This window comes from Maricurvus nonylphenolicus (genome assembly GCF_042854845.1).
GTDB classification, from domain to species: Bacteria; Pseudomonadota; Gammaproteobacteria; order Pseudomonadales; family Cellvibrionaceae; genus Maricurvus; species Maricurvus nonylphenolicus.
In genome coordinates this window covers 1,172,895-1,185,732 of record NZ_AP031498.1, presented here as the reverse complement: position 1 = coordinate 1,185,732, position 12,838 = coordinate 1,172,895, and the positions used below count along the sequence as shown (strand labels likewise).

Sequence of the window (12,838 nt, the reverse complement as noted above, 5' to 3'; positions counted from 1 at the left end):
CCTCTGGTCATTTTCATCATTAATACAAACGGAAGTCCTGATCTTCCATTGTCATAATCGAAGCTATCCCCGCTTCAACACAGGCTTTATGGGTTAGTGTGCGCGGCAAGATCTTGCTAAAGTAGAACTGTGCTGTGGTGAGTTTCATTGTGTAGAAACTTTCCTGCGCCTGCTTGTCTTTGGCTATAGTCCCCATACGGCCCCATAACCAGGCAAAGATCACGTAGCCGCTGTACATCATGTAATCCACAGCCGATGCGCCTAACTCATCCAGATTCGCCATGGCTTTCTCACCCACAATGGTGGTGAGGTTTTGCCACTCTTCAAGTTTTTCCAACAGCGGGCCGGAAAACTCATCGTCCATGGTTTCGCAATCCCACTTGATCATCTCAACCAGCTCTTTGTACTTCTGGCCGGCATCCGCCATGACTTTGCGGCCTAACAGATCGAGAGATTGAATACCGGTAGTACCTTCATAGAGTGTCGCAATGCGTGCATCACGCACGTTTTGCTCCATACCCCACTCACGAATGAATCCGTGACCACCGTACACCTGCATACCCAGGTTGGCGGCTTCCAAACCGGTCTCGGTCATAAAGCCTTTGGCAATCGGCGTCAGGAAGGAAAGTAAATCAGCAGCCTGTTGTTGCTTGTCACCCTCGGAGCGCATTTCATGGTCAGACAGTTGCGCCAGGTAATGGGCAAAAGCACGACCACCTTCTGCAAAGGCACGGATGGTTAACAACATGCGACGTACATCAGGATGAACAATCAGAGGATCTGCCGGGCGCTCTGGTGCTTTAACACCGGTGAGTGAACGACCAGCTTCACGCTCATGGGCGTAACCCATTGCACCTTGTAGCGCCACTTCTGCATGGTTCATGCCCTGCGAAGCCGTACCAATACGCGCAGTGTTCATAAAGGTAAACATGCAGTGCAAACCGCGGTTAAGCTCACCAATCAGATAGCCCGTGGCGCCATCAAAGTTCATCACACAGGTGGCATTGGCGTGAATACCCATTTTGTGCTCGAGTGAGCCGCAGTTAACTTGATTACGCTCGCCTGCTTCGCCATTCGCCGTTGGATTAAACTTGGGCACAATAAACAAAGAGATGCCTTTGGTACCTGCAGGTGCATCTGGCGTTCTGGCCAAGACCAAGTGAACAATGTTCTCTGACATATCATGCTCACCGGCACTGATAAAGATCTTGGTACCGGTAATGGCATAGCTGCCATCGGCATTGGGAGCGGCGCGGGTTTTCAGGAAGCTTAAATCACTACCACACTGGGGTTCGGTTAAGCACATGGTGCCGGTCCACAAACCTGATACCATTTTTGGCAAGTAGGTTTGCTTTTGCTCATCACTGCCGTGAGCACTGATTGTCATACGACAACCGGCAGACAACCCCGGGTACATAGCCCAGGCCTGGTTAGCCTGGCCGGAAAATTCACCACACACCAAATCTACAGACAACGGAAGACCCTGGCCGCCGAACTCAGTCGGCATACTTAAACTGGGCCAGCCACCTTCAACGTATTGATCGTAGGCCTCACTAAAACCGGTGGGTGTTGTGACGCCGCTTTCATGCCAGGTACAACCCTCTTCATCACCACTACGACGAATAGGCGCCAATACCTGCTCAGAAAATTTTGCCGCTTCATTAAAAATCGCTTCGCGTAACTCAGGGGTAATATCATCACCCCCCGGTAGCGATTGGTAATGCTTATCGCATTCCAGCAACTCATCCAATACAAAACGAACATCCCGCAACGGGGCTTTATATTCAAACATGTGAATACCTCGTTGAATTTATACCACTTCGAACAGGCCAGCAGCGCCCATGCCACCGCCAATACACATGGTGACCACTACGTATTTCACACCGCGACGTTTACCTTCCATCAGCGCGTGCATCACCATACGTGTGCCACTCATGCCATAGGGGTGACCAATAGAAATTGCACCACCATTCACATTGAGGTTTTCATTGGGGATACCCAGCTTGTCGCGGCAGTACAGAACCTGAACGGCAAAGGCTTCGTTTAATTCCCAAAGACCAATATCATCCATGGTCAGGTTGTGGCGTTTTAACAACTTGGGAATCGCGTAGATGGGACCAATACCCATTTCATCGGGCTCACAACCGGCGACGCTCATACCGCGATAAATACCCAGCGGTTCGATATTGCGTTGCTGCGCTAATTGCGCATCCATCATCACCACGGCTGCGGCACCGTCAGACAGTTGCGAGGCATTACCACCGGTAATGGTGCCGCCTTCGCGCACGGTTTTTAATCCAGCCAAACCTTCAATGCTGGTTTCTGGACGGTTGCCTTCGTCTTTAGTCAGCGTCACCTGCTCTTCGCTGGTCTCACCGGTTTCTTTGTTCATCACCAGTTTGTTGGCGGTTACCGGTACGATTTCGTCGTCAAACAAACCGTCACGTTGCGCAATGGCGGTACGCTGTTGGGATTGCAGAGAATATTCATCCTGCGCGTCACGAGAAATGTTGTAACGCTTGGCTACCACTTCGGCGGTATCCAGCATCGGCATATGAATATTGGGCGAGTTGGCCATTACCTTTGGGTCAACCATACGGTGCAGGTTCATATGCTCGTTCTGTACCAGGCTGATAGATTCAGCACCACCGGCCAGTACAACTGGCGCACCATCAACCATAATATGTTTTGCACCGGCGGCAATGGACATCAAACCGGATGAACATTGACGATCAACCGTCATGCCAGCAACGTTTACCGGCAGACCAGCAGCCAGTGCAACCTGACGGCCCAGGTTAGCACCCTGCGAACCCTGCTGAATAGCAGCACCAAAAATACAGTCATCAATCTCACCGGTTTCAATACCGGCACGGGCAATAGCCGCCTCAACAGCGTAAGAAGACAACGATGGGGTTTCCAGATTATTAAATGCACCGCGATAGGCTTTGCCGATGGGCGTGCGCGCTGCGGATACGATTACTGCTTCTTTCATGGAATATTCCTTTCAAGTAAATCACCGGGGCACACAACCCCGGATTGAGTCGATTGCCGGTTATCAGCTTTGCGCTTCCAATTCCGCCAGGGCTTTTAAAACAAACTTTTGACTTTGTTCTGCACCGGATGCCAGTTTTGCATTCTTGCTGGTATCGGTAATTTCATCCCAGCGCTCGGCAATCACATCTGGATTTTGTTCTTCAGGTGACAGGAAAATGCCATCGGTTTCATACATGGCTGCAACGGCATAACCGCCAGCGCCGGCGCACAGAATGGTATTGTTAGGCGCTTGATCAGAACACAGATACACCGCTGCAGCAGTCACAGCCTCTGGTGATAACAGCTTGGTGAAGTCTTCCGGCATTAAGCCTTCGGTCATACGCGTGGCTGCGGTTGGCGCCAGGGCGTTGATGGCAATATCGTACTTGGCACTTTCTTGTACCAGCGTATTCATCAAGCCCAGCACGCCCATTTTGGCGGCACCGTAGTTAGCCTGACCGAAGTTACCGTACATACCACTGGAGGAGGTAGTCATCACCACGCGACCGTATTCCTGCTCACGCATAATCCCCCAAACGGCTTTGGTACAATTTACCGAGCCCATCAAATGCACATCGACACAGGCCTGAAAATCTTCAAGCGGCATTTTGGCAAACGACTTATCACGCAGAATACCGGCGTTGTTAATAAGAATATCGACCCGGCCCCATTTATCCATGGTCTGCTGAACCATATCCTCAACTTCGGCGTAGTTGGTTACATTGGCGCCGTGGTGAAAAGCTTCACCGCCCGCTTCAGTAATAAGCTTGACCACTTCTTCAGCAGGGGCAGAAGATTTACCTACACCGGTGCGATCGCCACCCAGTTCGTTCACAACAACCTTGGCACCACGTGCGGCTAAAGCCAGCGCATGGGAACGCCCCAGGCCATTACCGGCACCGGTAACAATGGCAACTTTGCCGTCTAAATTAATTGTCATAGTATTTTCTCAACGTTAAATCTGTTATGTCATTCTGTAGATAATCAGGCGACCATCTGAATACTGATCCACTCGGCGATCAGAGCCGGCTTGTCTTCACCTTCAATTTCAACGGTTACTTCCGCTTTGATGCGGTACTGGCCTGGACTTTTCTCGTCGATGGAAAGGAACTTGGCGTGGCCGCGAATACGGCTGCCGACTTTAACCGGTGCCAGAAAACGTACCTTATCGAAACCGGAGTTAACGCCCATAAAGATGCCTTCAATCACCAGGCTGTAACTCTCAGCAAAATGCGACAGCATCGACAGGGTTAAAAAACCGTGGGCTATGGTGGAGCCAAACGGTGAGTCTTTGGCTTTTTCCGGATCAACATGAATAAACTGACGATCCAGGGTACACTCGGCAAACTGATCAATCTGATCCTGATCAACGGTGTGCCACGGCGTAGGTTCAGCCTGGTGACCAATGTACTTTTCAATATCTTCTTTCTTAATCGTTGTAGTCATTACCAATCTCTTTATATCTTTATATCTTTATCTCATTAACCCAGTAGATAATCAGCGAAACGCTGCTGGGTGTAATCCATATCACCAAACGTGGTATTAATGGTCATCAGGCGTTTGACATAGTGACCAATATCCAACTCATCGGTGACCCCCATGCCGCCGTGAATCTGGATAGCATCACCGCCAATCTTTTTGCCGATACGACCTATCAAGGTTTTCAGTGCGAGAATGTTCTTTTCAATCTCATCACTCTGTTCATCCATAGAACACACGGTTCGGAACAACAGGGATTTAGCTTGCTCATATTCGATAAACATATCGGCCATACGGTGTTGCAACACCTGGAAGGAACCAATAGGTGTATCAAACTGCTTACGGATTTTGGAATACTCTACGGTCGCGGTGTAAAGCTTTTCCATAGTGCCAACCGCTTCGGCACAAATGGCAACCCGGGCATGGTTGATCACTTTCTTAACCAAGCCTGCGGCTTGATCAATATGACCAACCACAGCCTGCTCAGACACAACCACGTTATTAAAGGTAATGTTGGCCACCTTCTGGCCGTCCATCAGCTGGTAAGGCGTCAGGGAAATCCCTTCGGCATCTCGGTCAACCAAAAACAAAGACACACCTAACTCATCGGTTTGACTGCCACCGGTTCTGGCCAGCACAATCAGCTTGTCAGTGTTTTGAGCGTTAAATACAACGGTTTTTTCACCATTAAGAATAAACGCATTGTCCTGACGCTTGGCCGTGGTTTTTACATCAAAAAGCTCAAATCGGCTTTGACGCTCCAGATACGCGAAGCTACCGTGCAGATTACCGGCAATAAGCGCTTCAATAATATTGAGAAATTTGTCGCTGTTATTGCTCTGACTTAACAGGCCACCGAACAACAGTGCGCTGGTAACAAATGGTTCGCTAACCAGCCCTTTACCAAAGGCTTCCATCAGTACCATCAGGTCAACCGCACTGCCGCCCATACCACCCTGAGCTTCAGGAAATGGCACCGCCAGCCAACCTAGCTCGGCAAACTGTGACCAGATTTCCTGGCTGGTACCTTTATCAGATTCGACAATCTTGCGTCGTATTTCAAAGTCATACGTCTCTTGCGTAAAACGCGAGACACTGTCTTTGAGCATTTGTTGCTCTTGGGTAAGATCGAAATCCATACTTATCTACTCCTGGGCGGATTAAAGACCTAAAACAAACTTGGCAATAATGCCCCGTTGAATTTCATTGGAACCGCCATAGAGGGTTGATGCACGGCCGTACATATACTTCTCACGGGCAGAGCTACCAAACTCATGGCCTGTGTCTTCTGGGGAGAGTTCACCCGGCACAATGCCTGCGTAGTAACCCGCCAGATCCATACGCAGTTCTTGCATGGCCTGTTGAATCTCGGTGCCTTTGATTTTCAGGATGGAAGACTCGGTACCCGGGCCCTGCCCTTTCATGGCTTTGGCCAGCGTGCGAAGCTCGGTATATTCCAAAGCCATCAAATCAATTTCCACATCGGTTAAACGCTTGCGGAACAGAGGATCTTCAAGCAACGGCTTGCCGCCGTTAATTTCCTGCTTGGCCCATTCACGGATCTCGCGCATATCACGCTTGGAATCTGCCACACCAGCCATGGAACGCTCATGGGTTAATAGTGCTTTGGCATAGGTCCAGCCTTTACCCGGCTCACCGATCAGGTTTTCAACCGGCACACGCACATCATCAAAGAAAACTTCGTTTAAGGTGTGACGACCATCGATAGATACAATCGGTTTAACAGTGATACCCGGCGTATTCATATCAATTAACAGGAAACTGATACCCTGCTGTTTTTTGGCTTCCTTGCTGGTACGCACCAAACAGAAAATCCAATCGGCATAGTGGGCATAACTGGTCCAGATTTTGTGGCCATTAACCACATACTCACCGTTATCCAGTTCAGCACTGGTTTTCAGTGCTGCCAGATCCGAACCGGCACCCGGCTCGGAATATCCCTGACACCACCACTCATCACTGCTGAGAATTTTGGGCAGGAAGCGTTGTTTTTGCGCTTCACTGCCAAAACCCAGAATGACCGAAGACAACATCTTCAAACCAAATGGCATCACATCCGCTGCACCGGCAGCGGAGCGCTCGGATTCAAAGATAAACTTTTCAGCAACAGTCCAACCCGTACCGCCGTACTCAACCGGCCAATTCGGGGCAATCCAGCCTTTGGCGAAAAGCTTCTTTTCCCACTCGACCTGGGCATCTTTAAAAGTTTTGTCGCAAGCAAGACGGCGAGCGAGATCAGGCGTGAAGTTTTCGCGCATAAAGGCTCTGACTTCATCGCGGAACGCTAACTCTTCATCTGAGAAGGATGTATGCATAGTCCTTACCTACCTTTTATTCACTCAGGTTTACAAATAATCATCAGCTTTTCGGTACCCTCTACGGCCACTTCGCCACGCTGATTAATTATCTGAAAACGCGATGTCACAATACCGCGGTCGCCCCTACTGGTAAGACGTGTTTCCGCCACTGAAATTTTTGCGGTGATGGTATCGCCAATTACGACAGGTCCAGGGAAGTTCACTTCCATTCCCAGAAAGCCAATGGTGGTACCATCAACAATACCCAGCTTTTGCTTAAGGCCAGAATACATCGACATCACTAACAATCCTTGGGCAATACGCTGCCCAAAGGGTTGCTGCTTGGCGTATTCCTCATCGGTGTGCATGGAGGCGTTGTCCCAGGACAAGGCACTGAACATCACAATGTCGGCTTCCGATACAGTTCGCGAAGGTGTGGTGTATTCCTCACCTTCGATAAACTCTTCAAAATACTTGGCAGCCATTACTTAGCACCAACCTTTACAAAGCGTTCTGGTAATGGACGCTCTGGGACACCGGTATAGTCATTAATAATGGGAGGTATAATGCGAAGCGGTACACCTTCAGTGACCTCTTCCTGAATATGAGCAATCAGAGCAGGCATATAAGCAATAGCGGCAATGCCAGTATATTCAAACGGCGCCATATCCAGTTCGGCACCAATACAGGCAACACGTGCAGGCCAGTTAAGAGAGATCTCACGATCAAACTCTTGTTCTGCACGAACACGAATTGCTTCGTAAATTTCTGATTTCTCACCAAAAATATCCAGTTCATGCTGAACTTTTAACAGGCTTTCTGCCCGTAAATCATCACTTCTATATAGTGGATGCCCCAAACCCGGAATCGCCTCACCACGATCGGTATATTCACGTACAACGCGATCGGCGATCTCTTCTACGCTGAGGTTTTCTTTTTTCATAGTTGCATAGGACTGTTCCAGCAGCTCACCGGCATATTGTGGTGACACATAGGTTCGGCCCAATGATAATAACCCTGCAGCAATACCAGGCATGGGTGAATCAGGTGAAGCAGAGGTAATCGTACGCCCAGGTACAGAAACCATACTGTTAAAGCCATAATCACCAATTGAGCACAGCAGAACATTAACCATGGTTTTCTGCTTTTCGTTCGGCAGCTCACCTTTTAGAACTAGAAATACCAGTTCTGCAAATGACATATTACTTTCAATAATGTCACACAGAGGGTAACCCCTAACAATTGAGTTTCCCGTTTCCTGGCTTACAGTACTGATTTTTGTTGTCCAGTATTGCTTCCAATCATTGTTTTTCAGGAATGAAAAAAGCGATCTTCTCTTCTTGGTTGTCATGTTCTTTCCTTCTCTTCAAGGTTCACTTAGCTACGTCTACTGCACTTCGACTAACGCAAAACGCTAGGTGTAATGTGCAGTGATCGGGAAAAACAATGAATGTTAGAAACAGTACTTCGACTTAGCCAAAACATTCCCGTAATGGCAGACTCCCAAATAGGGCTTTGAGGGATGTAAACAGAAGAGGTAGAGGCCTAAACAGCCTCTACCTGACGAGAAAAATAGCGCTCTTTCACCTGACGATGCAGCACCTTGCCAACGGCACTTAATGGCAAGTCATTAACAAAATCTATCGACTTCGGCGCTTTGTAACCACCCAGAGCTTCCTTCACATAAGCCTGCAGCTCTGCCGCATCACAGCTGCACCACTCCTTTAGCACAACATCGGCGTGGACCACCTCACCCCACTCCTCATGGGGGACACCAATCACCGCTGACATGGTTACGGCAGGATGGGCATTGATCGTGGCCTCAACTTCTGAGGCGTAAATATTAAAGCCACCACTGATAATCATGTCTTTACAACGATCGACGATGTAGAGATACCCTTCTTCATCACGACGAGCGAGATCGCCGGATCTCCAATAACCATCAGTAAACTCTGCTTCACTCGCCTCCGGGTTATTGAAATATTGAGTAATCGTCGAGCGTGAACGAATCCAGATTTCGCCAATCTTACCTACTGCTGCAGCTTGCCCCTGGTTGTCGACAAGCTTTATTTCAACACTCGGGGTAGGTTTACCACAGGAGGCTAGAATCACGTCCTGCCTGGTAGAATCCGGGCATTGATGGGTTTTATGGTCAAGGTAAGTCACCGGCGCCAGATTTTCAGTGGCCGCGTAGACTTGCACAAACAGATTACCAAATTGTGCCTGCAACGCCTCGAGTTTACTCGGCGCCATAGGTGCGGCCCCATAAACCACAGTCTTCAGAGAGGATAAGTCGCTGGACATAACCGTGGGACTATCCAATAACCGGTAGAGCAAGGTGGGAACCATCATGCTAGTAGTAATGGCCTCCTGATGAACGTAACGCCCCCAGGCATTGAGATCCGGCGTATTCATCGTCACCGTACACCCGCCGTTAAGCAGGGTTGGCAATATTTGTATACCAGAACCGTGACTTATCGGACCTATGTGCAGATAACGGGTATCTGCTGTAAAGAGTACATCGGGTAAATATCCATAGGCATCACAGGCATGCATCCAGTTATCCAGCGTATAAGCGGCACACTTACCCTTACCTGTAGTGCCTCCAGTAAAGCGCAATAGAACAGTATCCTCACGGTCATTCAGTACAACGCCGGGAACCCGATCACTGACATTTTGTAGCAGAGCCCAAAAGTCATACACCTTTGAGTGCTTAGCGCCAGGAGGATCCATACAAACCACCACCACCTCGTGCCGAGATAACATATCCGCATATTCATCCAGCAAGGCTCTTTCAATAAACACCACCTTCGGTCGTGTTAACTCAATTTGACGATTGTGCTCCGCCTTTGAATCACGATAATTGGTCCATACCGAGGTCGCCTCTGCCTTCAGTGAAGTCCACAAATGCAATAAACTTAGATTATCGTTTTCTAAAATACTCAGGTAACAATCGCCGCGCTTAAGCTGTAGCTTGTCGCGCATCATATTGGCTATACGGTTACTGAGCCGATGTAATTCGGTAAAACTGTAGCGCCGATTGCGCTCAAGGTTTATCAACGCCTCCTTGTCACCGTAATGACTGACCAGTTTTTCAAACAACTCACTAAAATCGATATTCATTTGACGCCCCCACAAAACAGAAAGCCCCCGGCCTGCAAGCAAGCGCGAGGGCAAATACGAGAGAAATAACAATTACTCGAAGGTCTATTATTCGAAACTATGCTACTCGAAATTACGCTATTCGAAATTATAGGTAGCGCGCAGCCCCCAAACTCGACCTTCATCGACATAACCAATACGCATACCGGGCGCCGAAGGCACATCCTGACTAGCCGTTAAGGTTTGCTCATCGGTCACGTTGTTACCAAACAACATAAGCTCCCAGTTATTCTCCAAGGATTTAAGGCCTACTCGCAAATTGTACTTCCAGGTAGCATCCTGCAGGCTTGCGTCATTGAGGTCATCATCTGTGTAGTACTCATCTTTATAGTTAGCATCCGCGCCCACCTGCAAGGTTAACGCATCTCCAACAGGCCGTTCATATTGCAGAGCCAGCGCACCACTCCACTCTGGCGCAAAGGTGCCAGTTTCACCAGACAGGTCTGCCGTACAACCAGAGGCAGGCAAGCCCGTAGACTGAACATAGACCAGCTGTGCCTCAACACTACAGGACGCTGTATCGTATTCGTCGTAAGCGTAATCCAGGTAAGCGATGTTCGCACTCACGTTCAAATACTCAGAAGCCTGCCACTGCCAATCAGCTTCCACCCCCTCAATAGTAGTTGCAGCTGCATTACCCACTGTAAAGCTGGTGCCGTTAAAAGAGGTAACCTGCAGATTAGTGTATTCGGTATGGAACAGCGCCCAATTCAAACGCATAGAACCTTCTGCAAGCGTAAATTTACCGCCGATCTCAAAGGTTTTAACCTCTTCATCTTCATACTCGTAATCGTCAGTGGGCGTATCACCCACCCCATCACCCGTAGAATCAATAACAGCCATATCATCGGCGGCATTAAACCCGCCGCTCTTGTAACCTTCAGAGTAACTAAAGTAAACCATGGCATCTTCACTCAGATCCCACTCAATATTTAAGCCCGGTGTCAGGTTTTCAGACTTACGCTTCTCATTATTGAAGTTATGGCGATAGGTACCATAGTTTGTCCATAGGCCTTCAAGCGCGGCCTGAAAAATATGCCCATCCGGATCTGCATCCGAACGATTAGAGCCCAGAATATCATCGGTGAAGACTACACTTTTATCCGTTGTTTTCTTGTCAACGGCATAACGCAAACCGAGGGTTGCTCGGACTTCCGGCGTTATCTCCCAGGTAGCCTGAGCAAACGCCGAAGCCGTTTCAGCATCCTGCTCAAACAGACCATGACGGTAAATGCTATCCACACCATATGCCCCACCCGTCAGAGCAGCAGCTAAACTCGTAAATCCAAACCCTCCAGTTGCCGCATCAATATAAGCAGGCTGCCCCAACGAAGTATCAACACCTACAGAACCATCATTCTTCAAGGACTGCTTTTCAAAGTAGGCGCCCACTGTCCAATTTACAGGACCGTCATCCGTTGTTGTAAAACGAAACTCCTGGCTAATCTGATCAAACTCCTGCTCGCCGCCGGCACTAATAAACGTTAATGGGCCAAAATCCCCATCAACACCATTAATGTACTCATAATCCGAATACGCCGTTACTGATGCCAAACTGAAATTATCGAAGCTCCAATCAACACTCAACACCAGTCCGTTCGTTTCCAACTCCATACCTTCTTTGTGACGCATGGAATTGCCGTTTTTATACCAACTGAAATCTTTACCTGCATAACCCGCCGCTTCCGGGAAGGCTGAATCCAGAGCACCATATAAATACGGAGCAAACGCAGATAATGCAGCCTGCTCAGCCGGATTTGTCGTCACAGGGCCAGCAGCATTCAGAACCATAGGCGTACCAGAGCTGTTCATATCGGAATGAGAGAGCTTTAAGGTTGCACTGATATCATCCGTGGGATACCAGGCTAAGGTTACGCGAGCACTGGTCTCTTCATTGTCCGGCTCAGTACTATCCAGTAAGTCATTATCAACCCAGCCTTCAGCATCACGGTACTTAAGCGCCACACGAGCACCCAAGTTATCCGTCAACGACGTATTAAACATTGCGTTATAAACTTGTGTATCTGTTTCCGGCTCATATTCAACGCTGACTTTACCCGTGGTTTCATCACCAGGAGAAGGAGACGCCGTGGTAATATTAATTACACCTGCTACCGTATTTTTACCAAACAGAACCCCTTGTGGCCCGCGCAACACTTCAACACGTTCTACATCAAGAAACGGTGAGCGATATTGCAAACTACGTCCCATATAGGCGCCGTCGATATACATACCCACCGACTGCTCAAAACCCCTATTACTGCCAGAGCCTATACCACGGATAAAGATATTCTGACTGATCGCCCCGGTACCAATCTGCAAACCAGGAACACTGGCGGATAAGGTCTGTAAGTTGTTGATACCCGCATCGGCGATCTTTTGGCCATCAACAGCCGACATGGAAATAGGTACGTCCTGTAGACTTTCTGGTACCTTCTGTGCGGTTACAATGATTTCTTCCAGCATAAATCGCTCCGAAGCTGAAGTAATGGCTGAAGCTAGAAGAAGTGGGGTAAATAGCCCCGTATTTAAAGGAGATAATGTATTTTTTGCGATTTTCATGCTCTCACGCCCTGTCAAGATTATTATGATTTGAGTGCACCTTGGTGAACTGAAGGTGCATTTAATGGATTTTGCTAATAGTTTTAGTCGTGCGAGCAAATAGGCTATCGGAATGTGTTTGGGGCGACAGGTCAATTTCATTAAAGCGCCTGTCCGAATCACTCACAGGCGATATTCTGCATTTTGATGTTTTTGGTTAACCCAAGGGTAGGAATTGGCTTAGTTAGGCAGTCAACCTCTGTGATAAGTTGTAGTGGTCATTTCGACCCAGTGGGTTGTCACTA

At 48.6% G+C, this 12,838-nt stretch carries 10 protein-coding genes; all 10 read right to left on the bottom strand.

All coding sequences use genetic code 11. The features are described from left to right. Positions 1–19 precede the first annotated feature (19 nt). The 10 genes from ACGHZ6_RS04995 to ACGHZ6_RS04950 all read right to left on the bottom strand — a co-directional run bounded on the left by ACGHZ6_RS04995 (position 20) and on the right by ACGHZ6_RS04950 (position 12,554). Positions 20–1,792, bottom strand: coding sequence for an acyl-CoA dehydrogenase C-terminal domain-containing protein (locus ACGHZ6_RS04995; RefSeq protein ID WP_390617712.1), 1,773 nt, complete (start codon positions 1,790–1,792; stop codon positions 20–22). A gap of 18 nt (positions 1,793–1,810) precedes the next feature. Further along, a complete protein-coding gene (locus ACGHZ6_RS04990) occupies positions 1,811–2,992 on the bottom strand; it encodes an acetyl-CoA C-acyltransferase (RefSeq protein WP_390617711.1) in 1,182 nt (393 codons plus the stop codon). A gap of 63 nt (positions 2,993–3,055) precedes the next feature. Beyond that, positions 3,056–3,973, bottom strand: coding sequence for an SDR family NAD(P)-dependent oxidoreductase (locus ACGHZ6_RS04985; RefSeq protein ID WP_390617710.1), 918 nt, complete (start codon positions 3,971–3,973; stop codon positions 3,056–3,058). Positions 3,974–4,017: 44 nt separating this feature from the next. After that, entirely contained in the window at positions 4,018–4,479 is a 462-nt protein-coding gene (locus ACGHZ6_RS04980; protein ID WP_390617709.1) for a MaoC family dehydratase, read from the bottom strand. Positions 4,480–4,514: 35 nt separating this feature from the next. Further along, positions 4,515–5,651: an acyl-CoA dehydrogenase family protein gene (locus tag ACGHZ6_RS04975; RefSeq protein WP_390617708.1), complete on the bottom strand. Its 1,137-nt coding sequence runs from the start codon at positions 5,649–5,651 to the stop codon at positions 4,515–4,517. A 21-nt stretch (positions 5,652–5,672) separates the two neighbouring features. Beyond that, a complete protein-coding gene (locus ACGHZ6_RS04970) occupies positions 5,673–6,848 on the bottom strand; it encodes an acyl-CoA dehydrogenase family protein (protein WP_390617707.1) in 1,176 nt (391 codons plus the stop codon). A gap of 20 nt (positions 6,849–6,868) precedes the next feature. After that, on the bottom strand, positions 6,869–7,315 hold the full coding sequence (locus tag ACGHZ6_RS04965; protein WP_390617706.1) for a MaoC/PaaZ C-terminal domain-containing protein: 447 nt from the start codon (positions 7,313–7,315) through the stop codon (positions 6,869–6,871). Continuing rightward, entirely contained in the window at positions 7,315–8,181 is an 867-nt protein-coding gene (locus tag ACGHZ6_RS04960) for a citrate/2-methylcitrate synthase (RefSeq protein WP_390617705.1), read from the bottom strand. Before ACGHZ6_RS04960 ends, ACGHZ6_RS04965 begins: the two co-directional genes overlap by 1 nt. 194 nt (positions 8,182–8,375) lie before the next feature. Further along, the gene (locus ACGHZ6_RS04955; RefSeq protein ID WP_390617704.1) at positions 8,376–9,953 is read right to left on the bottom strand and encodes a class I adenylate-forming enzyme family protein; all 1,578 of its coding nucleotides are present in this window, start codon (positions 9,951–9,953) and stop codon (positions 8,376–8,378) included. Between the two features lie 117 nt (positions 9,954–10,070). Continuing rightward, complete coding sequence (locus ACGHZ6_RS04950; protein ID WP_390617703.1) at positions 10,071–12,554, bottom strand: TonB-dependent receptor; 2,484 nt, start codon at positions 12,552–12,554, stop codon at positions 10,071–10,073. Positions 12,555–12,838: the final 284 nt, after the last annotated feature.